23 protein-coding genes are annotated in these 22,608 nt (G+C 64.1%); 11 read left to right on the top strand and 12 right to left on the bottom strand.

Annotation, left to right across the window (positions count from 1 at the left end; translation table 11 throughout):
* Nucleotides 1-23 precede the first annotated feature (23 nt).
* The 12 genes from MLE18_RS10450 to MLE18_RS10395 form a co-directional block, all read right to left on the bottom strand.
* Nucleotides 24-1,301: a phage head spike fiber domain-containing protein gene (locus MLE18_RS10450; protein ID WP_243438743.1), complete on the bottom strand. Its 1,278-nt coding sequence runs from the start codon at nt 1,299-1,301 to the stop codon at nt 24-26.
* On the bottom strand, nt 1,301-1,843 hold the full coding sequence (locus MLE18_RS10445) for a hypothetical protein (protein ID WP_243438742.1): 543 nt from the start codon (nt 1,841-1,843) through the stop codon (nt 1,301-1,303). Before MLE18_RS10445 ends, MLE18_RS10450 begins: the two co-directional genes overlap by 1 nt.
* The gene (locus MLE18_RS10440; RefSeq protein ID WP_243438741.1) at nt 1,843-2,175 is read right to left on the bottom strand and encodes a hypothetical protein; all 333 of its coding nucleotides are present in this window, start codon (nt 2,173-2,175) and stop codon (nt 1,843-1,845) included. Before MLE18_RS10440 ends, MLE18_RS10445 begins: the two co-directional genes overlap by 1 nt.
* A 2-nt stretch (nt 2,176-2,177) precedes the next feature.
* Nucleotides 2,178-2,705 carry a tail fiber assembly protein gene (locus MLE18_RS10435; RefSeq protein ID WP_243438740.1) on the bottom strand — a complete coding sequence of 176 codons (528 nt, stop codon included), beginning with the start codon at nt 2,703-2,705 and terminating at the stop codon, nt 2,178-2,180.
* Between the two features lie 4 nt (nt 2,706-2,709).
* Entirely contained in the window at nt 2,710-3,456 is a 747-nt protein-coding gene (locus MLE18_RS10430) for a phage tail protein (protein WP_243438739.1), read from the bottom strand.
* Between the two features lie 101 nt (nt 3,457-3,557).
* On the bottom strand, nt 3,558-4,319 hold the full coding sequence (locus MLE18_RS10425) for a hypothetical protein (RefSeq protein ID WP_243438738.1): 762 nt from the start codon (nt 4,317-4,319) through the stop codon (nt 3,558-3,560).
* A complete protein-coding gene (locus tag MLE18_RS10420) occupies nt 4,316-5,170 on the bottom strand; it encodes a hypothetical protein (RefSeq protein WP_243438737.1) in 855 nt (284 codons plus the stop codon). The genes MLE18_RS10425 and MLE18_RS10420 overlap by 4 nt, the downstream gene beginning before the upstream one ends.
* A complete protein-coding gene (locus tag MLE18_RS10415; RefSeq protein ID WP_243438736.1) occupies nt 5,167-5,976 on the bottom strand; it encodes a hypothetical protein in 810 nt (269 codons plus the stop codon). The genes MLE18_RS10420 and MLE18_RS10415 overlap by 4 nt, the downstream gene beginning before the upstream one ends.
* An 87-nt stretch (nt 5,977-6,063) precedes the next feature.
* The gene (locus tag MLE18_RS10410) at nt 6,064-6,459 is read right to left on the bottom strand and encodes a hypothetical protein (protein WP_243438735.1); all 396 of its coding nucleotides are present in this window, start codon (nt 6,457-6,459) and stop codon (nt 6,064-6,066) included.
* Nucleotides 6,460-6,744, bottom strand: coding sequence for a hypothetical protein (locus MLE18_RS10405; protein WP_243438734.1), 285 nt, complete (start codon nt 6,742-6,744; stop codon nt 6,460-6,462).
* Nucleotides 6,741-7,355, bottom strand: a complete 615-nt coding sequence (locus MLE18_RS10400) for an RNA polymerase sigma factor (protein WP_272881595.1) — start codon at nt 7,353-7,355, stop codon at nt 6,741-6,743. Before MLE18_RS10400 ends, MLE18_RS10405 begins: the two co-directional genes overlap by 4 nt.
* 45 nt (nt 7,356-7,400) lie before the next feature.
* Complete coding sequence (locus MLE18_RS10395; RefSeq protein ID WP_243438732.1) at nt 7,401-9,722, bottom strand: mechanosensitive ion channel family protein; 2,322 nt, start codon at nt 9,720-9,722, stop codon at nt 7,401-7,403.
* Between the two features lie 125 nt (nt 9,723-9,847).
* Between MLE18_RS10395 and MLE18_RS10390 the strand changes: the two genes are divergently transcribed.
* From MLE18_RS10390 to MLE18_RS10340, 11 genes are all read left to right on the top strand, one after another.
* Nucleotides 9,848-13,138 (top strand): PAS domain S-box protein, encoded by a 3,291-nt coding sequence (locus tag MLE18_RS10390; protein ID WP_243438731.1) that lies wholly within the window; start codon nt 9,848-9,850, stop codon nt 13,136-13,138.
* 114 nt (nt 13,139-13,252) lie between these two features.
* Nucleotides 13,253-14,173, top strand: a complete 921-nt coding sequence (locus MLE18_RS10385; RefSeq protein ID WP_243438730.1) for a hypothetical protein — start codon at nt 13,253-13,255, stop codon at nt 14,171-14,173.
* Between the two features lie 155 nt (nt 14,174-14,328).
* Nucleotides 14,329-14,823, top strand: coding sequence for a hypothetical protein (locus MLE18_RS10380; RefSeq protein ID WP_243438729.1), 495 nt, complete (start codon nt 14,329-14,331; stop codon nt 14,821-14,823).
* A 71-nt stretch (nt 14,824-14,894) separates the two neighbouring features.
* A complete protein-coding gene (locus tag MLE18_RS10375) occupies nt 14,895-15,353 on the top strand; it encodes a hypothetical protein (RefSeq protein WP_243438728.1) in 459 nt (152 codons plus the stop codon).
* Nucleotides 15,354-15,472: 119 nt separating this feature from the next.
* Entirely contained in the window at nt 15,473-16,024 is a 552-nt protein-coding gene (locus MLE18_RS10370; protein ID WP_243438727.1) for a hypothetical protein, read from the top strand.
* A gap of 196 nt (nt 16,025-16,220) precedes the next feature.
* Nucleotides 16,221-16,733, top strand: a complete 513-nt coding sequence (locus MLE18_RS10365) for a hypothetical protein (protein ID WP_243438726.1) — start codon at nt 16,221-16,223, stop codon at nt 16,731-16,733.
* 32 nt (nt 16,734-16,765) lie between these two features.
* The gene (locus MLE18_RS10360) at nt 16,766-17,245 is read left to right on the top strand and encodes a hypothetical protein (RefSeq protein WP_243438725.1); all 480 of its coding nucleotides are present in this window, start codon (nt 16,766-16,768) and stop codon (nt 17,243-17,245) included.
* A 158-nt stretch (nt 17,246-17,403) separates the two neighbouring features.
* Nucleotides 17,404-18,174 carry an inositol monophosphatase family protein gene (locus tag MLE18_RS10355; protein ID WP_243438724.1) on the top strand — a complete coding sequence of 257 codons (771 nt, stop codon included), beginning with the start codon at nt 17,404-17,406 and terminating at the stop codon, nt 18,172-18,174.
* Between the two features lie 521 nt (nt 18,175-18,695).
* Nucleotides 18,696-20,051, top strand: coding sequence for a C4-dicarboxylate transporter DctA (gene dctA, locus MLE18_RS10350; protein ID WP_243438723.1), 1,356 nt, complete (start codon nt 18,696-18,698; stop codon nt 20,049-20,051).
* A gap of 24 nt (nt 20,052-20,075) precedes the next feature.
* Nucleotides 20,076-20,735, top strand: a complete 660-nt coding sequence (locus tag MLE18_RS10345) for a succinate dehydrogenase/fumarate reductase transmembrane subunit (protein WP_243438722.1) — start codon at nt 20,076-20,078, stop codon at nt 20,733-20,735.
* A gap of 10 nt (nt 20,736-20,745) precedes the next feature.
* Complete coding sequence (locus MLE18_RS10340) at nt 20,746-22,605, top strand: fumarate reductase flavoprotein subunit (protein ID WP_243438721.1); 1,860 nt, start codon at nt 20,746-20,748, stop codon at nt 22,603-22,605.
* Nucleotides 22,606-22,608: the final 3 nt, after the last annotated feature.

Here is a 22,608-nt window from a genome sequence, read left to right as displayed (position 1 = left end):
CCCGCCGGGGGCCGCCGTTGTCGTCATGCGGTCAGGGCCTGGAGATCCGCGTCGGATAACCTGCGGTTGAACAGCGCCGCATGCCTGACCACGCCGTTGAGGAACGACCCGTTGGCCAGAGAGCCTATGTTGAGGGTCGTAGCCACCGGAGCGATAGGGGTGGCATCGGTGAGCACGCCCGCACCATTGAGGCAGGAGGAACGCCCGGTGCCGTCAAATCCGTTGGCGGCCCGGTAGCGGGTTCCAGCGGCAGGGGACGGATGAAGGATCTGCAACGCCCCCACTTGCGCCCCGGAGACCTTGTCCCAGGCGAACAGTCCAGACGCCAGTGTCCTGCTGATGTTGATCCTGTTGGCCGCGGTGCCGTCATCCAGGCCGATAACGGCCTGGCCGACGGCGTCGGTGCGCATCCCGTTGAACGCGAAGTCGGCGAACATCGTGCCGCAGGCCATGCCGAACGCCGGATTCCCGCCTGTGTCCACCAGGCTGGCCAAAGGCAGCGTGCACTGGTCCGCGCTACGGGTGAACGCATCCCCCGTGGTGGGCATGTAGGAGGTCGGGAACGCCCCATTCTCCAATTGCGCCCCCCAGATTACGAGAGTCTTGGTCTGTGAGACATCGGGCTGCGTCTGACTCCAGCCGAGGCCGTACGCCGGGGTCAGGCCGAACCGCAGCGACGTGCTGTCCCCCTTGTTCGCACCCGAGACCCACAGCCTCCAGTACAGGCCGCAGTCGATGACGCCGTAGGCCGCCGGGCTGGCCGCCCCCGGGTAGGTCGTGTTGGGGCGGCACTCGCCGGTGGCCGTGTTGACATCCAGCCTGTAGTCGGCCTGGGTGCCGTTGAAGAAGTACAGGTTGAAGTTGGTGATCGTGCTGACTCCAGGCGTTTTCTGCGCGTAAAGCGAGGCGCAGTAGGTGCTGGTGTTGGCTGGAACGGTCAGGTCTTGTTTGATGGCTCGCATTTGGGCCGTGGAGGTGTCCCCCACGGAGTATGCGTTCTGGCTTCCGTCCGGCGAGACAGCCGCCCCGGCGGCGATGGACGGGCTGTTGAGCTGGGTCCAGGCCGCGTTGTCGAACACCGAGGAGTAGAGCAGCAGGTTGGTGCGCTGCTCCTCGATGAGCTTGCCCAGGTAGGCCCCTGTCAGGGGGTCGAAGCTGTCGCGCAGAACTCCGGCCTGGGCCGTGCGGATGACGCCGAGGGCGTCCGTGTAGGTGGCCGTGGAGCCGCGCGTGAAGCTTACCGCGGGAGGCGTGACGCCCGGCTGGGCCACCCAGTTGAAGATCGGTCTGATGATGGCCATTAGGGTATCCTCTTGAAAACACGTGCGTGGAAGGTGGCGCTCCCAACGTTCACGGTAGAGCTGGAGAGGTTTGTCAGGACGAAGTTCACGCGCTGGCCGCTTACCTGAGCCGTCAAGATGAGGTCGTACAGTTGGCCGTCACAGCCGCAGAGGACGAAATCCCCGCTGAATGTTCCCCCTCCAGGTATCGCAACCCACGTCGTGGCCTGCGCGCCGGGGTTCAGGGAAGGCGGCGTCCACACTTTGGAAACGTCGATAAAACGCATGTCCTGGAACGCCGCCGACCCCAGGCACCAGGCCGGGGGCAGCTGGCCCGGCGCGACCCCTTTGGGGAATGCAGCCGCGCTGGCCGAGGCCTGCGTGGCCGACAGCGCCGCGGCCTGGGCGCTGGCCGAAGCCTGCCCCATGAACCCCTGCGCGTTCTGCGCCTGGGAAGCGGCCTCCGCCGATTCCCTGCGGCATTGCTCCAGGGTTGTGAACTGGGCCATGGAGCCCACGGTCTCCGGGGTGCGCAGCACGATTCTGTGGACAACGGCGGCCATCAGCGCGTCACCTCCGGTTTCACGGTCACTTTTCCTTCCACCAGCCGCTGCACCATGGCGTCGGGCCAGTTGAGCCTCAGATCCCAGACCCCGTAGGGCTTGGTGAGCTCGCGGGTCTGTTCGGCGCTCAGGGTCAGGGTCACGCGCCCGAACAGGGGCGACACTTCCGCGGCGAACACAGCCGCCGGGTCCGGGTCGGCGTGGCGCACGCGCACCTGCGCGGCCGCCGAGCAGCCCGTGAGGTCGCAGGGTGCGCCGTTCTCGTCCTGACAATCCACTTCCAGGAGCAGGGTCGCGCCCTGCTCGACGATGATGTCGTGTCTGTGGGCCATGATCACTCCTGAGGGGCTTCGGGCCAGGGTTTGTCCAGGGTCCAGTCCGAGGGGTAATCCCGCAGGGCCTGGCGGTAAGCCGCCCAGGCATCCCTCGCGCCTGTGCTCAGGGGCGAATCAGGGAGCTGCGTCCAGTCGCAAGCGTCCAGCAGGGCGTTGCGGGCGCGGCGGGCACCGGCCAGGGCCAGCCCTTCGTCGAGCGCCCAGGCCTGCCCGTCCCAGACGAAGCGGTCGTCCGGGCGTGGCTGGGTGGTCCAGCCTTCGGGGATGGGGCCTACCTCGGTCACGGTGCGGGCGACGCCGTTTGCGGTGTTGTGGAGGGCCTGCCCACGGTGGTCCTCCACGGTCTGCCAGCATTCGCCGTCGAACACCGACACGAAGCCGGGTTCGCAGTCCGGCGGGGCCAGTTCGGTGGAGCGGGCGGGCCGCAGATAGTTGGGCTCCCCCTCGATGAAGGGGCGGGCGGGAGAGAGGGCCGCAGCCACAGGCCCCACGTAGAGGCCGGATATGTCGTAGGAATACAGGATCATGGGGCTACCTCCACTTGATGCAGAACATGACTGCGGTGTTTTTCGGACGCGTCTCCAGGCCGGTGGGGGCGAAGCCGCCCCAGATGTTGCCCGCCTGCAGTTCAGCCGTGGTGATCTGGGCTTGGTCAAAGTCGTGGGTCCATCCGACCCCGGCGGTCCTGGTTCCAGGATCCAACCCCCGCTCAAGGCCGCCCCCGACCTCTCCACGCTCCCATCCGGCGGGATGGCAGTGCTTCTGCATGCAGTCCGCCTGCGAAGAGCCCACGGTGTCCCCACGCGTCCTGCTGGCTGCGTCGGGGTCCACGTGTGCGTTGTGGTCCCAGCCGCGCAGGAACGTGCCGCGCAGGTCCGGGAGCCTGAACTTGGCCGGGTCCGAGGCGAAACCGAAGGATGTGCCGATAGCGGCGTAGAGCGCGGGATACTCAGCCAGGGCCAGCTCCGCGCCGTTGCACTCCAGCCAGTTGCTCCCGGAGGGCAACGTTTGGACGCCGAAGGCTGCGATCATGCCGACGGGGCCTTCCGCCAGCAGGCTGGGGAGCAGTCCGGCGGGGATCTTGGCCGAGGCGTCCAGACGGGGCACGCCCTGGGGCTGGTTGTAGTCCCCCTGGCTGATCTTGCCGCCGAGCGACGCCAGGAGTTGGTTGAGGCCGGCGAAGGCCCCGGTGAGGTCGGCGTCCAGGTCCAGGACGGCCTGCTTGACGGAATCCCCCGAGGGGCTCGCGTCGATGAGCGTTGTTCTCGTAAATGTCATGCGTTCTCCTTGCCAGGTGGAGAGGCATGATATGCAGGAGCGCGCGAATTGCACCCCATATAGGGCTATGTGGGGAAAAACTTGGCCGGAACGAAAAAAAGTCAGATTTCGGGGGAACGATCCAGACGAACGTGGCAGATGGCCTGGAGGCAGACCCAGGCGCCGAGTTGCACGGGCAGACAGCAGAATTCCGTGAGCAGTTCGAGCTGGGACTGGGTGCCCTCAAGGGAAAAGGCCCCCACAAGCCAGCCCGCGAACAGGTTCACGCCCAGCCAGAACACGCCCAGCAGCACGTTCAGGGCGGCCAGGCGGACCAGGTTGCCGCTGGCCGCGCGCCGTGCCGCACGCCAGGGGGCCGGGACGCCCAGGGCCAGCCCCGGCAGCCAGAGCAATTGGAGCCTGGGCGTGGCGGCCTGGACCGCGAGCACGGGCAGCGCTACGGCCAGGACGGCTTCGGCCTGCTCCGGCAGCCCGATGTCCTCCGTGAAGGAGGCCAGCCAGTGCCCCAGGGTGCCGGGAACGATGGCCAGGCCTATGAGCAGGGCCAGCGCGCCGAGCTGCCGCCAGGTGGCGCCCCGGGCCAGCCTGGCCAGGAAACCCGCGGGCGGCTCCCAGGGAGCCAGCAGCAGGCGCAAAGCATGGACGTTGAAGGACGCCGCCAGCAACAGCAGGGCGAATACCGTGGCCCCAAGCGCTGGGAGCACGGCCCAATAAGGCACCAGGCCCAGTGCGGCCGCGGCCAGAAAGAGCCCCCCGCAAGCGGCCATCGGCCAGGAGAGCAGCAGCAGCGCCCTGGAGTGGCCGCCCATCAGGGCGAATACGCCCATGACGGCCTGCGGCACGCTCAGGGGGCCGCGGCTCACGCCTCTTCCGGATCGAGCGGGGCGGGTTCCGGCCTGCCCTGGAGCTGGGAGTAGATGAGCGCTCCGGCTGCCATGGAGACCAGCGCCGTGGCGAAGCCCAGGAGGTAGCTGACCAGTGCGAAGGCCAGGGCCAGCGCCGTGTTCTCCCACCAGCCCAGGGCGTCGCCAAGGAGGTTCAATCCGATGCCGGCATACTCCGGGAGCCAGATCATGACCATGACCGCCACGATGCGCCAGCGGGCCTTGCAGGCCGCGAGCATGCCGGGATTCCTTCCGAACAGCCGCATGGAGCCGCCCGCCGCGGTGTCCGCGAAGAGCATGGTGGCCCGCGGGGAGAGCCAGAGGTACCCCGCCGCGCAGATCAGCAGCCCGTAGGCCACGGGGCCGACCGCCTGCTCCCATCCGGCCGCCGCCTTTGCGCCCGCGCCAGCGCCGCTGACGATGTACGCAAGGGCCAGCACCGTTCCGGGCAGGGCCGCGGCGGCCAGATAAGCGCCTGTGATTTTGATGTAGGTCCCGATGTAGCGCCAGGTGCCCGGCTCCAGCAGTTGCATCCCATAGAATGAGGACGGCGTCTCGGAGAGCAAGGCCTTGCGGTACAGCCGCACGTCGAGGGGCACGCGCACCCAGAGCAGCAGGAAGCTGATGGCCAGCATCACCAGGACCGGCGGGCCGCCCGCATCGGGGGAGGCCGGTTTCGAGGGCATGAACAGATGGAAAAACATGCCGAAGGCCACGGGGGCCAGGGCCCACTTGGCGAGCAGGCTCCCGTTGGAGATCACGAAGGCGAGCGCCCCCCCGGCCACGGCCAGGGGGGAAAAACGCCAGCTTTCGCCGTCGTCTGAGGTCACGTCTGGGCTCCTTCGGTTTGTTCGGATTCCCCGGGCGCGTCCGGGTCGGGCAGGCCGCGCAGGGTGCGGTAGGCGATGGCCATCACGGACATGGACGTGATGGAGTTGAGCCAGGATATCGTCACGGTGAGGGGCATCGTGATCAGCTTCGCGGCGCCTGAGGATTCCGGCAGAAGGAGCCAGGACAGCCCCTCCACCAGCCCGTTCAGCAGCCCGAAGACCAGCGGGGGCAGCCCCATGGTCATGAGCAGGGAGAACTTGTGACCCGCGCCGAGGTGGTAGGCCTGGGAGAGGGAGGGCTCCTCCTCCACGGCCACGGCGGGATAGATCAAATGCAGCGGGGCCGTGAGCGTCAGAAGCGCAGTGAGCAGCACCAGCGTGGCGGCCACAGACCCAACGATAAGCCCGATGCGGCCATCCGCGCCGCCTTGGCCCGCGATCAGCACCGGAGCCAGGGACAGGCCGATCCCCACGGACACGATGACGGTGAGCAGCACCGCGTAGAGCACGTAGCGCAGGCTCCTGCGGCTGAAGATCTTCTCAACGTAGCCCCCCGGCTCCACGTCGCCGAGGATGGCCATCTGGTTCACGCGCAGGCAGTAGGGCATCCAGCAGAACAGCGCGAACAAACCGGCGGGGATGTAGAGCGCCCAGACGCCCTTCCAGGAGTGCAGGCCGAAGGCCGCCAGCAGCGCGGCGGCGCTCAGCAGCAGCGGCGCTATCAGCCAGCGGCAGAACGTGCCGAAGTGCAGGCCGGTTAGGGCCAACGATGCCTTGAACAACGACAGGCAGGAGAGCTTGATCATGGTGACCGCCGGAAAATGGAAAGGGCCTTTTGTTCATGGTGAACAAAAAGCCCTCCGGCGTCAAATGGCTTGGGCGGAGAGGTTCGCTCAGTATCCGAATATCTTGCGGCGGCGCTCCTTGGTCTTGGCCAGGAATTCATCGAAGCGGCTCTGCTGCTCAGGGCGCAGTTGCTCGCGGATGCGGGCCGCGCCGGCGGTCACAGCCTGGTCCTCGGCCTGGAGGCAGGGGATGCGCGCCTGGCCGACCCTGCCAAGGGTTTCCTCCACGATGGGCAGGATGCCGCGCCGCTGCTCGTCGTCGAGCTTGAGGGCCATGCTCAGGCGATCCATGAAGAACCCGGCGGCTCCGGGCCTGTCCATGCGGGCCAGGGGGGCGATGTGGTACTTGGCCACCAGGGCGGTGCCCACCGCGCCGACCATCAGGCCAGCCAGGAAGATGCCAGCTCCGGCGAGCGCCATCTTGCTCTTGCTCGTCAGCGCCATCTAGAACCCCCCCACCACGTTGCCCGAAAGCAGGATCGAAAGCTCGGTCATGTATCCGGCCTGCCACAGCCACATCCAGGCGATGCCCAGGCCCAGCGAGGCGACCCCGCCGCCAGCCATGAGCGGAAAGGCCACCCGGCGCACGAACCAGCCCTCCAGCGCGGCCTCGGCCCGCTCGCGAACGTGTGCCATCACCCGTCCGGCGAACCCCGGGGGCACGTCCACCGCGGGGCGGCCGGCCACCACCTTGGCGCAGATGCGCTCCAATTTCACGTTGTCGATCATGTCGTACCCCCCCGTCCGGTCAGGCCTTCGCATTTGCGGGCCATCTTCTGTCTGGCGCGATGCAGCCGCACCTTCACTTTCGATTCCCCCCATCCCAGCATCTCGCCGATCTCCGCCACGGAATATTCCTCGGCGTAGTAGAGCTCCACGGCGATGCGGTCTTCAGGGCTTATTTCCTTGAGCAGCGTCTCCACAAGCCGGGCCGCCTCGCCGCGCTCGATCTGCTGTTCGAACCGCTCCGACGAGTCCTCCAGCATGACGCTCTCCAGCCAGGCGAGCTCCACGGGGCTGGAGAAGTCCACCCCCCTCTCGGCCCTGCGTGCGTTCTCGCGCCAGAAGTCGGCCGAGCGGCGCAGGGCGATGGCGGAAAGCCAGGAGCGGAAGCGTTCCGGTTCGCGCAGCTTGGAGAGGTGCTGATAGGCGTCCAGGAAGGCCTCCTGTGCGGCCTCCGGCACCTCGCTGGCGGGCAGGTGGCGCGACAGCAGGCGGAAAAGATGCTGCTCGTGCGCCTTCACGAGCACGGTGAAAGCCTCCGTGTCTCCGTCCAACACGCGCCTGACAGCCTGCGAATCGTCTGGTCCTGTCCTTGCCACCCGGCCTCCGCCTTTCATGTCGCTCCCGGCCCGGCTCAGGTTACACTGCGGCGACGGATGGCCTCAGGATTCCTCCTCGGCGGGCACGGCGGCGGGCACACCCCACTTGGCGCGCATGTGCACCCGCCTGAGGGGGCGCACCAGGGAGAACACCTTGTGGCGCTTCTCCCGCAGGGCCTCGCGCGCGGCCTGGCGCTGGGCCTCCTCCGACCCCTTGGGCTTGTACTTCACCTTGGCGCCCTGGAAGGCCACGGTGACCTTGGCGTCCTGCAGGGCCTGGTCGATGCTGGCCGCCAGCTCGGACTCCACGTCGTACTTGGCGCGGAAGTCCTCAATCCACACGTACAGCTCGAAATCCAGTCCCATCTTGCCCAACTGGCGAAGCACCACCGAGGGCGAGGGGTCCTTGAGCACCTTCGGGTTCTCCCTGGCCGTCTCGAGCAGGATCTTGCGCACCTTCTTGACCTTGGTGCCCGGGATCACGCTCACGGGGATGGTCAGGCGGATGCGCTTGTCCTGGAAGCTCCAGTTGATGATCTCGCCGCGCAGGAAGCTGGAGTTGGGGATGATGACCATGGAGTTGTCCATGGTGCGCACGGTGGTGTTGCGCACCGAGACGCTGGTCACCTCGCCGATGAGCTTGCCCGTCTGCACCACGTCGCCCTTCTTGATGGAGCCGCCGAAGAGGATGATCAGGCCGGAGACGAAGTTGTTGATGATGTCCTTGAGCCCGAAGCCCACGCCCACGGAGAGGCCCGAGGCGATCCAGGTCAGCCCGGAGAGGGGCAGCCCAAGCTGGTGCAGGCCCACCAGGAAGAACGACAGCCAGAGCACGTAGGAGCACAGGGTCGTCAGGGTGTGGGAGAGGGCAGGGTCCAGGGGCTTGCCGCCGAAACTGGATTCCTCAAGGAAGGCGCCGACCCAGGCCAGGAGCAGGCGCACCGCGAAGAACAGGAGCGCCATGGAGGACAGGGCCTCCAGGGAGAGCTTCACTGGCCCCAGCTCCCACTGCTGCTCGAACACGTAGTCCACGAAGCCCGGGCCGCCCATGAACACCAGCACCCAGCACATGTAGAGCACCACGAGGAAGGTGACGGCCAGGGGATAGACGTAATTGAACCACATCCCCCCCGCATCGGCCAGCAGCTTCTTGAGCCCCCGTGCCGCCGCCACCATCAGGCGCAGGATGAACCATGCCTGCACCGCGGCCACGGCCAGCGGGGCGAACCCGGCCAATGCGGCCAGGCCCGCCGCCCACAGCCGCGCGGCCACGGAGCGCTCCCCGGCCCGCCAGCGCATCCAGCCCGCAAGGGCCATGACCGGCGGCCAGGTCACGCCGATGAGTTCGGGGGGCAGGTTCAGCATCTGCGTGAGCATGCCCGCCCCATAAACCGCGAAGAAGAAGCCCAGCGCCCCCTCGGGGTAATGCCTGCGCAGCATGAGACAGCCCCCGGCGAAGGCCGCGGTGACCAGAAGGATGTTCAGGATGTGGCTGGATGTGAGCGGAATGGTCCTGGCGCCCATAAAGAAGGCCAGGCCCAGGCTGAACAGGGCCCAGCCATGGCGCAGGTCCGAGTCGGCGAGCAGGGAGAACCTCCGCGCGACGGCCGCGCCAAGAAGCAGCAGCGCGGCCCAGGCCGCCACCCCGAACAGCAGCAGCGGGATCCAGCGGGTCCCCGCCAGGATCGGCACGGCGAAGCGGGGGAAGTCGGAGAGCCAGTCCCGGGTGACGCTGGCCAGCAGCACGGCCCCGTAGGTGTCCATCACGGGGTGGGTGCGCACGAAGAAATGGTCCCTGAAGACGTTGCGGTAGTCCTTGACCAGCTCGTTGCGAGCGCCCGCCACCTGGCCGGCGAGCGTCTCGAATTGGACCAGTATCTGGTTCACCCTGGCCTGGAGCACGTCCACCTGGGCCTTGATGGGCGCGAGCTTGCGGGTGTGCTCGGCCAGGTCGTTCACGGTGGCGTCGTCGTAGGCCACGTCCATGCCCTTGCGCCTGATCTCGCGCAGGATCGCGTTCTCCTCCTTGACCCGGGTGAGATGGTCCTTGAGCAGCTTGATCCTGCGGGAGGCGTCGTCCAGGCGCTGGCTCAGCCCGCTGAAGCGGAACATCAGCGTGCGCATGGTCCAGGGGTTCTCGCCCGCCAGGCCGCGCAGCAAGAGCGTCTGCGTGAGCATGTTGTCGCAGTCGGCCAGGGAGGCCTGGGCCTTGGCGGAGATCTCCGGCAGGGCCGCGTTCATGGCCGCGACCTCCCCGGACCTGCGCTGGAGGTCCGCGTCGATGCCCGCGAGCATCTCCTTCCAGGCCTCGCCGTCCAGGGCTCCCGCCTGTGCGGCGGGGACCATCGTCCACAGGGCCAGCAAGATTGCAGCCAATGCGCGCATCGAAACCTCCGGGTGTGCGGGCGCTTGGCCGCCCGCTCCTAGAGGTGTGACAAAGCACGCCTTCCAAAGCAAGAGCCTTTGACAGGGCCGGGCACACATCGTACCCAACCCGCGGAGGCCGGGACATGCCGTTGACCAACCACCTTGACCTGCTCGAAGCCGTGGACGCGGGCATTCTGCTCATCGACGCGGCCACGAACGTCATCCTGCATGCCAACCCCAAGGCTCTGGAACTGCTCGGCAAGTCCGTCGACGCCGTGGTCGGCCGCCAGTGTCACGGCCTGGAGTGCCTCTGCGCCCCGGGCCAGGCCCTGCCCCTGGACCTCACCATCGCGCTGCCGCCCCAGGAGCGCACGCTCCAATCCGAGGGCGGCCGCCAGCTGCCCGTGCTCATCACCGCCCACCCCCTGGCCATGGCCCGCGGCCCGGTGAGCGTGCTGACCATCACGGACCTCTCCCCGCTCAAGCAGGCCGAGCGCAAATACCAGTCCTTCTTCCAGAACGCGGTGGAGGGCGTGTTCCAGTCCACGCCGGACGGCCGCTTCATCGCCGTGAACCCGGCCCTGGCGGACATCCTGGGTTACGACAGCACAGACGAGCTCATCAGCGAACTCACGGACCTGCGCACCCAGCTCTACGTCGATCCGCAGGACCGCGACCACCTGCTCACCGAACTGCGCGAGCGAGGCCGCGTCACCGGCTTCGAGACACGCTTCCGCCGCAAGGACGGCGGCATACGCTGGATCAACACCGCGGCCAGGCAGGTGCGCGACGAGACGGGCACCGTCCTCTACATCGAAGGCCTGAACATCGACATCACGGAGCGCAAGAACGCCGAAGCCGCCGTACGGATGATCGAGCAGTCCCTGGGCGAATCCGAGGAGCGCTTCCGCCGCACCTTCGACCAGTCGCCCATCGGTGCGGCCCTGCTGGACCTGGACTGGAAGTTCCTGCGCGTCAACGAGGCCTTCTGCCAGATCACCGGCTACGACGAGCGGGAGCTGCTGGGCACCAACATCATCCGGCTCACCCACCCCGAGGACGTTGAAGCCGCCCAGGGCCGCTCCGCCAAGCTGCGCACCGGCGAGATCGACAGCTACGAGTTGGAGAAGCGCTACATCCACAAGGAAGGCTACATCATCTGGGTGCACCTCTCGGCCGCGCTGGTGCGCGACGCCCAGGGCAAGCCCCTCTACTACCTGCCCATGGTGCAGGACATCACCGAGCGCAAGGCCAGCGAGGAGGCCCTGGCCCGCACCGAGGCCCGGCTCAAGGCGCTGCTCACCAGCTCCCCGGCGGTCATCTATTCCCGCCGTCCCCTGGGCAACCTGCAGTTCACCTTCATCTCCGACAACATCGAGGACCTCACCGGCTTCACCCCGGACTCTTTCCTGGGCGACCCCAATTTCTGGCTCACCCGCATGGACCCCGACGACGTGCCGGCCCTGGAGACCGAGCTGCGCATGCAGATGGCCCTGGGCCAGGGCACCCGGGAGTACCGCTTCACCAACGCCCAGGGGCTGACCCGCTGGATACGCGACCAGTTCCGCCTGGTGCTCGACCCCTTCGGCCGCCCCCAGGAGATCGTGGGCTACCTCACCGACGTCACGGCCCGCCGCCTGATCAAGGAGGCCCTGGAGAGCAGCGAGGCCCGCTACCGCGCCATCGTCGAGGACCAGACCGAGCTGGTCTGGCGCTTCCGCCCCGACGGGGCCGTCACCTTCGCCAACGCGGCCGTGGCCCGCTATTTCGGCAAGCCCAAGGACGAACTGCTGGGCGCGCACCTGAAGACCTCCATGCCCACCGAGGAGCGCGTGCGCGTGGAGGCCCACCTGGCCGCCCTCACCCGGGAGGAACCCACCGGGGCCATCGAGTACCGCCTGGTCATGGCCGACGGGGAGGAGCGCTGGCTCCAGCGCCACGACCACGCCCTGTTCGACCAGCAGGGCAGGCTGGTGGAGTACCAGGCCGTGGGGCGCGACATCACGGAGCGCATCCTCTCCGACCGGGCGCTCAAGACCGTGATGGACGAGAAGGAGCGGCTGCGCCTGAACCTGGAGGCCGTGTTCCGCTCCATCCCGGACGCCATCATCGTGGTCAACACCGAGATGGAGGTCATCCAGACCAACCGCGCCCTGAACGAGATCTGCTGCATCGGCGGCGAGACCACCCACGGCATGCACCTGCACCTGGTGGCGGGGCACTGCCAGCGGGGCTGCTTCGAGGTCATCTCCACCACGCTCAAGACCCGCGAGCCCGTGCTGGAATACCGCGTGGAGTGCAAGGGCCACCGCCCGGGCCAGACCGTGGTCATCAACTCCTCCCCGCTGCTCGACCCCAACAACAACTTCGTGGGCGCGGTGCTGGTCATCCGCGACATCACCCGCCTGGCCGACCTGGAGAAGCGCCTCACGGACCTGCACGGCCACCGGGGGCTGATCGGCAAGTCCAAGCTGATGCGCTCCATCTACTCCGTGCTGGACCAGCTCTCCGAGGTGGAGTCCACGGTGCTGGTCACCGGCGAATCCGGCACCGGCAAGGAGCTGGTGGCCGAGGCCCTGCACTACGGCGGGCCAAGGGCCAAGGGGCCGCTCATCAAGGTGAACTGCTCCGCCCTCTCCGAGAGCCTGCTGGAGAGCGAGCTGTTCGGCCACGTGCGCGGGGCCTTCACCGGGGCCATCCGCGACAAGCTGGGCCGCTTCGAGGCCGCCGAAGGCGGGACGATCTTCCTGGACGAAATCGGCGACATCTCCCCGCGCATCCAGCTGAACCTGCTGCGGGTGCTGGAGCGCAAGGAATACGAGCGCGTGGGCGATTCCCGCACCCGGCGGGCCAACGTGCGCGTGATCGCGGCCACCAACGTGAACATGCAGGAGAAGATACGCCAGGGCCTCTTCCGGGAGGACCTCTACTACCGACTCAAGGTCATGGTCATCCACCTGCCCCCGCTGCGCGACCGCACCGAGGACATCCCCCTGCTCTGCGAGCACTTCCTGGGGCTGTTCCGCAACAGCTTCGGCAAGCACATCTCCAAGCCCAGCGAGGAGGTGATGCGCATCTTCATGACCCACCCCTGGCCGGGCAACGTGCGCGAGCTGCGCTACGCCCTGGAGCACGCCTGCATCCTCTGCCCCGGCGGGGAGATACTGCCCTCGCACCTGCCGCGCGAGCTCACCGCGCCCGGCAGCAACCACTACGCCCAGCCCCTGCCCCCGAACGGCGCCCAGCTTCCTGGCGGCCAAGCCGCCCCGCCCTACCCCGCCGCAACCTTCGCCCGGCCACAGCGCGGCCTCAGCCGGGAGGACATCGAGTCCGCCCTGGCCCGCGCCGGTGGCAACCGCGCCAAAGCCGCGAGACTGCTCGGCGTGGACAGGCGCACGCTGTACAGGAACATGGACAAGCACGGGATCGTTTGATCGGCTCGCCACCCCGACGACTTTTTTCAGGAATCTTCCCACATAGCCCTATGTGGGGTGCAATGTTCCGACGCCTGAATACAATCCTCCGAAAATCCAAAGGAGGATTCACTCATGCTTTTCGACACCCCCGGCCTGGGCTTCCTCGACCTATTACGGCCGTATTCGCCCAAGGCCCCCGACCCGCGCTTTGCGCCATTGTTTCCCGATGACCACAACCCGGACCCGGGTTTCCATCGAACGGATATCGATTTCGTCGACTCGTATCCGGCTCGCCACCCGGACGATCCGCCTTCTCTCGACGCCTACCCTATGGGCAGGCCGCCCCTGACGCAGGCCCAGACGCAACGCGGCTACGCCCGAATGCTGGGCGTCGATCCGGCAATGATCGATCCCGTGGGGATGACGCTCAAGCGCGGCCTTGGAGATGATGGGCAGAGGACCGGCGAAGGCCCGGTGGGTGCGCTCTCCGGGCTGCTTACTGATGCGGGAATGCGCCCGGGCGGGTTGCAGGGCCGCCAGCAAGGCCCGTTCGTGCCGGAAAACGAACCCGGCCCCATGAACCAGCCCTACGACCCGGAGAGCGACGCTGTGCGTGGCAGGAACTGGGCTCCGCTCTCACCTGATTTAAAGGATCGACTCAGGGAGCGGCTGCAAGGAACGCGATTCGAGGGCATGGACCTGGATTCGCTGAAGATCCACGTTGGGGAAACACCGTGGTACATGCCGTCCGATAAGCGCGGCATTACGCTTGAGAACCACATCTACATTAACCCCAAAGAATTTGAAGGAGAAGTATTCGACCCAACTAGGAGTAGCGACTACAACGTGCTCACGGAGGAGGCGGTCCATGCTGGCCAGTTCCAGTTGGGGATGACCCGGCCCGGCTACCTTTGGGAAGCGCTGCGCAACGGCTATGAAGGCAGCAAATATGAACAGGAGGCATGGAAGATCGCCTACCCGGGCTACAACCCGCCTGACCCGGAACCAGCCCGGCCCACGCCGCCGCCACGTGAGGATTGGGAGCGACGCTAACATCCGCGCCCGACCGAACTCGTATATGGGAGGCCAGAAGCCTAAGGGCTTCTGGCCTTTTTCCTTGCCACCACGTGACACGATACGCTATATTCAATTCGTAAAATACATACGCCAACAGCATTTCTGCCCATGCCTGAAGGGGGCAACGAATAATGCAAAAATTATATGCCAACCCAGGTGCCGCCATTATTGGCCTGCTTTTACTACTAACAGCTGGTTGCGGCCTCCGCGTCGATTACAGCAAATTCGACCCGCGCTGCAGGGAATGGCTCGGCATCGACAACAACGGGCATATCCAGTGGGATTTCATCAACACAAACCCTACAATTGAATCCTACTACGAATTTTTCATGTGCATCAACATTCCGTATCAACATGTCGCTGGCAACACGGACTATTTTTCAGCCAACTCAAAATCATTCCTGGCGTTCGTACCAGCAAAACTAGCGGCACCGAGGGCAGATAAGGAAATCCTTCTGATATCAATAATCTTCAACGAAATGTCCAAAACTCATCGTGATGACATTCGAAACAATCCGCAACTTCTCAGCACTTGGAAATCCGCCATCGACAACATGAAGCGAAAGGACGGCTGGCCGTACTCCGTATCTTACGGCATCTACAACGCCATCACCAGGCTTCCGTAACTGGCGAACTCGCAACCATCAAAAACAGTTGACACTGCGATTTCGACGCTTTTACTCAACTGGAATATTTCATGAATTTAAAGCACACGCTCACAGCATTGCTCGCAACCGCTCTGCTAACAATCGTAGGTTGCGGCCCCACCAGGGATTACACCAAACTTGACCCAAGATGCAAAGAATGGGTTGATGCAAGCGACTCAAAGTCATCCAACTTGAAATTTGACAGTGACAAGGCGTCTCTCGAGGATAATTATGAACATTATATTTGTATTATGATACCATATCAACACGCAATTGGAGGCGAAAAATACTTCATGGAACATTGGAATGAATTTCTAGCATTCATACCAAAGAAACTAATGGCCCCACGTGCTGACAATGAAACTTTGTACATATCGATACTAATCTATGATATAGCTAATTATCACAGGGATGAAATTAGAAAAGATACATTTTTGCTTAAATCCTGGAAAACAGCAATAGACAATATGAAGCACAAAAACAGTTTTGCATATGCTGTATCCAACTGATACTACACGCACATCACCAAGCAACTAGATCCATCATCACCACCAGCGCCCTGATGTTCATATAAAAACAAACAAGGCACATTCGCACTAGAGAACGGATCAGGCCCCATGAACGAGTCATGACCACGAGATGGCCCTCACCCAAAGGATTTTTCCCGATGCCCTCCTCGCCGCCAATATCTCTCACAATCTGCCTATTATTCCTCATGGCTGCGCCGGCAGCATGCCACAGGGGGATCGACTACACCAAGTTTGACCCAAAGTGCCGTGAGTGGAATGGGGAAAAAGGCATCATGCCCTCGAAGAGCGACTTCATGAAAACAAACCCTGACATTGACACCTACTATGAGTACTTTATGTGCATAAATCTGTCATACCAGCACGCGGCAATATTAGTCGGGATTGACTATTTTTTGAACAATCCAAACAAATTCACTCACATTGTCGTCGGAAAAATGCTGTCATCTCGAAGCGACAAGGAAACGCTGCTTATCTCCCATATCCTTCTTAGCATACACGAATCAAATCCACACATGATTTCAAACAATGACGCCCTTCTCTCAGCGTGGGCAAAAGCTATCAGCAAAATGGGGCACAACTGGACGCGCCAACGCTCTACGGAATACTATACGGCCGTCTCAGGGACCAACAAACTCGGACAGAACAATTGAGGGCCACCGCACGTGAGGATTGGGAGCGGCGCTAACAGCCGCGCCTGATCCGCCTCGTATGAAGGAGGCCAGAAGCTTACCGGCTTCTGGCCTTTTTACTTGCCATGCCATCCATCAATAACATACGCTACAGAAATATTAACATGTAACATATACAATATTATACATAACCATTCAATAACCACAGGGCAACAAAATGAGCGCCAAGCTTTACCCTTCCGCGGTCACCCTTGCCTGCCTATTCACCTTGATAATAACAAGTTGTGGTCCTTCGAGGGATTACACCAAGCTCGATTCACGCTGCAAAGACTGGCTTGGGAAAGGATGCTCAAAATCGATAACTCCAAGCTTTGACCGCACAAACGCATCAATGGAAGATTATTACGAGCATTATATGTGCATAAACATGCCATACCACCACTCCTGGGGAGGGGAGGAATACTTCGTTACGAATTGGCAGGAATTTTTAACCTTCATACCAAGAAAACTCATGTCGCCACGCACCGACAACGAAATTTTTCACATATCTATCTTACTCATGGACATAGCAAAATATCACAAGGACGAGATAAATAACGATACGTTTTTGCTAAAAACCTGGAGAACAGCGATTGACAACATAAAAAATAAGTACACTTGGGCATACTCAGTGTCGAATGGATTCTACGACAGAATTACAAAACAGGCTGAAAAACCCTCAACCCCATAACCGCCAACCATTTCAAACCCGTGGGCACCCCTATGCCGCCGAAACGCCTCCTCCCCGCACTGCTCGCAATCTTCCTTCTGGCGCTCTCCGGCTGCGGCCCGCATATAGACTACGCGAAATTCGATCCGCGCTGCAAAGACTGGAACGGCACCAACAGCCACGGCCGCTACGACGCCAACTTCGCCGCCGCCGACCCCGACGTGGAGACCTATTACGAGTACTTCGCCTGCCTCTACAGCACCTCCTCCAAAATCGCCTCGGAGCTGAAGTTCGCCTACTTCGCCAAGCACGCCAGCGAATTCCTGGCCATCGCCCCGACCAAGCTGGCCCGCACGCGAAGCGACGTGGAGACCCTGGCCCTCTCGCAGATCCTGGCCTTCATCCAGCTCAGCCGCTCGGCCCAGGTGGCCTCGAACCAGGAGGTCATGCAGGCCTGGGGCAAAGCTCTCGACAGCATCAAGAGCTACCACTTTCAAAGGCTGGCCTACAAAGCGTACTTCCAGGTGCGCTGAGGCTCCCCACCCACCCAGGCCGCAAAGCGTTCCAGGCAGCCCCCTCCCCACGCCCGACTCCGTATCCATACGGCGGTGAAGGCGCTTCGCCGGAACCGCTCACCCGGCCTCTTACATGCACGGCTCCTTCCGGGTATGTTCGCCACCGGAGGAAGCCCATGCCCGACCTGAACCAGGCCCTGGCCGTAGCCCTGGAGGCCGCCTCGGCCGCCGCCGCCATCATCCGCGAGGCCGCGCCTCACGCCGCTCCCGAAGCCTGCACGCACAAAAGCCCCGGGGACGTGGCCACGGCCACCGACGCCCTGGCGGAACAGGCGATCCGGCGCGTGCTGCTGAAAGCCTACCCGGACCACGCCGTGCTGGGCGAGGAGGGAGGCCAGACCGGGAACGCCCCCTGCCGCTGGATCGTGGACCCGCTCGACGGCACCATGAACTTCGTGCACGGGCTGCCCTGGTTTGCGGTCTCCCTGGCTCTGGAGGTGGAGGGCGAGGTCAGCGTGGCTGTTGTGAGCGACCCCACGCGCGGGGATGTCTATTCGGCGGTCAAGAGCGGCGGCGCGCTCCTGAACGGACGCCCGCTGCGCGTTTCGCAAGCCCGCGCCCTCCTGGAGGCCCTGGTGGGCACCGTTGTGCCCCCGCCGCGCTGGCCCGGCCTGGAGGACTACCTGCGCCGCTTCTGCGCCCTGGCCCGCAACGTGGGCGGGGTGCGCCGTAGCGGCTCAGCCGCCCTGGACCTGGCCGCGGTGGCCGCGGGCCGCCTGGACGGCTTCTTCGTGATGAACCTGCACCTCTGGGACGTGGCCGCCGGCAGCCTGCTGGTGCGCGAGGCGGGCGGCCAAGTGGAGCCGCTGCCCGGCGCGCAAGGCGAAGCACAGATCGTGGCCGCCGCGCCTGGGATCATGGATGCGCTCCTGCGCATCCTGGCCTGAGGGGTCATTCCGCCCTTTGGGGAGCCATCGTTGACTTCAGCGCGCGACTATCGTATGGGTAATAGAGTATTTGGAGCAATTTTCAGCTGTCCGCTCCGGTCCTGAATCCATCCTCGTTGATCGTAACGCCTCCTCATTCGTTCTGACCCCGTCGTAATGTGTGGCACATGCCACACTTGTGTGGCGCCACACCCGCCACACCGCCACATGAATTGTCGCATCGTCTCCACTTCGTCCCGGCAACGGGTTTTAGTCAACGTGCTGTCATCACGGGTTTTTTGGAAGAATTCCTCCTTTCAATCCTTCTGGCATGGTTATTGCCCATAGGCCTAAGTTGAGAAGTGTGCTACACTTCGACCAGTCTCACCATCTTTAACCCGGCCTCCTCCCAGGCCGTGCATCAAAAGGAGGCGAACGGGACGCCAGCACCGTTACACCCCGGAGCCGCACCGGACCAAGGCGGCAAGGTCCGCATAGAGTGTATCAACCATCGTAGCGCGATCGAGAGGAGGATTGGAGCAATGGCAGGCAAAAAGATATACAAGACATTGTATTTCTGGGTCTTGTTCGGCATCGCCTTGGGTGTCATCATCGGTCTCATTCCCGAGACCAAGGCATTCGCCAGCAAACTTGAACCTCTGGCCAAGACCTTCATCAAAATGGTCAAGATGGTCATCGCCCCCATCATCTTCTGCACGGTCGTCACCGGCATCGCCAAGATGGGCGACATGGGCAAGGTCGGCCGCGTGGGCCTCAAGGCCATGCTCTACTTCTGGACCATGACCCTCTTCGCCCTGGCCATCGGCCTGGCCGTGGTCAACATCACCAAGCCCGGCGTGGGCATGGACGAGTACGCCCAGAAGATGCAGGCCGACGCCGCGGGCATGAAGAAGGTCGAAGCCTACGCGGGCGAAACCAAGAAACTGACCACCGTCGAATTCCTCACCAACATCGTGCCTGACTCCGTGGTTGGCGCCTTCTCCAAGGGCGACATCCTGCAGGTGCTCTTCTTCTCCATCCTCTTCGGAACCGGCCTCTCCGCCCTGGGCGAACGCACCAGACATGTGGCGCAATTCATAGACGAGTTCGCCAAAGGCATGTTCAAGGTCGTGCACTACGTCATGTACTTCGCGCCCTTCGGCGCCTTCGGCGCCATGGCCGTGGTCGTCTCCACCCAGGGGGTGGACGCTTTGCTGGCCTTGGGCAGGCTGATGATAGACGTCTACGCCACCTGCCTGCTGTTCATCTTCGTGATCCTCTGGGCGGTCTGCAAGCTGGCCGGCTTCTCGCTGTGGAAGTACCTCAAGTACATCTCCGAAGAAATCCTGCTGGTGCTCGGCACCTCCTCCTCCGAGGCGGCGCTGCCCCGCATGATGGCCAAGATGGAGAACGCCGGCGCGGACCAGTCCGTGGTGGGCCTGTGCCTGCCCATGGGCTACTCCTTCAACCTTGACGGAACCTGCATCTACCTGACCATGGCCACCGTGTTCCTGGCCCAGGCCACCAACACGCCCCTGACCATGGCCGATCAGCTCTACGTCCTGTTCGTGCTCCTGCTGACCTCCAAGGGCGCGGCCGCGGTCACCGGCGGCGGCTTCATCACCCTGGCGGCCACGCTGGGCGCGGTGGGCAACATCCCCCTGGCCTCGCTGACCCTGCTCCTGGGCGTCGACCGCTTCATGTCCGAAGCCCGCGCCATCACCAACCTGATCGGCAACGGCGTCGCCACCCTGGTGGTCGCCGGCTGGGAAGGCGCGCTGGACAAGCCCAAGCTGCTCCGGGTGCTTGACGGCAACGTGCTCGACGACATGGCCGACGATCCCGAGGATGCGCTGATCGAAGCGCACTCCAGCAACAAGAGCACCGAAAAAGCCTAACGATTAGAAAAGCGGAGAAAGTAAATGTCCATACCGTCCATTGCAACCCACAAGCCAGTGGTCAGCTGCAAGTGCGCCGCGTATCTGGACTGGCTCCAGATGCTCTCCGGGGCCTGCCTGATCATGTTCATGTGGGCGCACCTGTGTCTGGTTTCCAGCGTGATCATCGGCCCCGGCGTCATGAACGCCATCGCGGAGTTCTTCGAAGTCACCAAGATGGTGCATTTCGGCGGCCCTGTGATCTTCATGGTCTTCCTGCTGCACTTCGTGCTCGCGGCGCGCAAGATCCCCTTCACCTCCAAGCAGCAGGGCGTCATGCTGGCCAACGCCAAGCGCATGCACCACCAGGACACCTGGCTGTGGGTCGTCCAGGCCGTCACCGCGATGATCATCCTGATCATGGGCGCCATCCACATGTGGGTGGTTCTCTCGGACCTTCCCATCACCGCCCAGAAGAGCGCAGCGCGCATTCAGAACGGGCTGTGGATGCTCTTCTACCTGGTGCTGCTGCCCATGGTGGAGCTGCACGTGGGCATCGGGTTCTACCGCATCATGATCAAGTGGGGCATCATCGACAGCAAGGGCAGGTTCGGCTTCAAGAAGAAGGAGAACATGCTCACCGCCATCATGATCGGCATCGGCGTGATCACCTTGCTGCGCTTCTGGTTCCTCGCCATCAAATAAGGATAACGCCATGCAAATCATACAAACCGACCTGTTGTGCATCGGCGCCGGCCTCGCCGGCGAGCGCGTGGCCATCGAGGCCGCCGAGAATGGTTTCTCCGTCATCTGCCTCTCCCTGGTCCCCGCCAGGCGGTCCCACTCCTCGGCGGCCCAGGGCGGAATGCAAGCGGCGCTGGGGAACTCGGCCATGGGCGAGGGCGACAGCCCGGACGTGCACTTCGCCGACACGGTGAAGGGCTCCGACTGGGGCGCCGACCAGGAATGCGCGCGCATCTTCGTTGACACCGCGCCCATCGCCATGCGCCAGATGGCCTTCTGGGGCGTGCCCTGGAACCGCGTGGTCCCCGGCGAGCAGACCTACTACAAGGGCGGCAAGCCGTTCACCGCCTACGAGAAGCCCGAGAACGAGGGCCTGATCCACTCGCGCAGCTTCGGCGGCACCGCCAAGTGGCGCACCTGCTACACCTCCGACGGCACCGGCCACGCCGTGCTCTACACCCTGGACAACCGCGCCGCGCAGATGGGCGTCCAGGTGCACGACAAGACCGAGGCCATCGCCCTGATCCACGACGGCGAGACCTGCATGGGCGCCATCGTGCGCGACCTCAAGACCGGCGAGCTGAAGGCCTACCTCTCCCGCGCGACCCTGATCGCCACCGGCGGCTACGGGCGCATCTACCGCGAGTCCACCAACGCGGTCATCTGCGACGGCGGCGGCATGATCGCGGCCCTGGATACCGGCGTGGTGCCCTTCGGCAACCCCGAGGCCATCCAGTTCCACCCCACGGGCATCGTGCCCACAGACATCCTGGTGACCGAAGGCTGCCGCGGCGACGGCGGCACCCTGCTGGACGTCAACCAGTACCGTTTCATGCCGGACTACGAGCCCGAAAAGGCCGAGCTGGCCTCCCGCGACGTGGTTTCGCGCCGCATGACCGAGCACATGCGCAAGGGCCTGGGCGTCAAGAGCCCCTACGGTGACCACCTCTGGCTGGACATCCGCCACCTGGGCGAGAAGCACATCACCACCAAGCTGCGCGAAGTGCAGGAGATCTGCGAGTCCTTCCTGGGCGTGGACCCGGTGCACCAGCTCATCCCCGTGCGTCCCACGCAGCACTACTCCATGGGCGGCGTGCGCACCAACAAGGACGGGGCCGCCTACGGCCTCAAGGGCCTGTTCTCGGCCGGCGAAGCCGCCTGCTGGGACATGCACGGCTTCAACCGCCTGGGCGGCAACTCCCTGGCGGAGACCATCGTGGCCGGCATGTGGGTGGGCGGCAAGGTGGTCGAGTTCCTCGCCGGAACCGACACCACCTTCAACACCGCCGCCATCCGCGAGGCCTACGAGAAGCAGGCCGCGCGCATCCAGGCCCTGATCAAGGGCCAGAACGGCAACGAGAACGTCTACGCCGTGCGAAACGCCATGTTCGACACCATCATGAAGGGTGCGGGCATCTTCCGTAACGGCACGGACCTCACCGAAAGCGTCACCAAACTCCAGGAGATCCTGCAGCGCGCCCGCAAGGTGGGCCTGCGCTCCAACGGCCTGGGCGCCAACCAGGAACTGGCCCTGGCCCTCAAGATCGAGGGTATGGTCAAGCTGGCCCAGTGCGTGTGCTACGCCGCGTTGCAGCGCACCGAGTCGCGCGGCGCTCACACCCGCGAGGACTTCCCCGAGCGCAACGACCGCGACTGGCTCAACCGCACCCTGGCCACCTGGGCTAATGCGTCCGACGATCTGCCGACCCTCAATTACGAAGCGGCCACCAAGGTCTTCGAAATTCCGCCCGGCGAGCGCGGCTACGGCGGCGGCAAGATCATCCCCATGGACAATCCCCCCCAGGCCACCCCTGCGGGCAAGAAGGCCTAAGGC

The organism is Fundidesulfovibrio soli (assembly GCF_022808695.1).
Taxonomy (GTDB): domain Bacteria; phylum Desulfobacterota; class Desulfovibrionia; order Desulfovibrionales; family Desulfovibrionaceae; genus Fundidesulfovibrio; species Fundidesulfovibrio soli.
The sequence above is the reverse complement of the archived record's forward strand: the minus strand, read 5'-3'. Positions and strand labels throughout refer to the sequence as shown.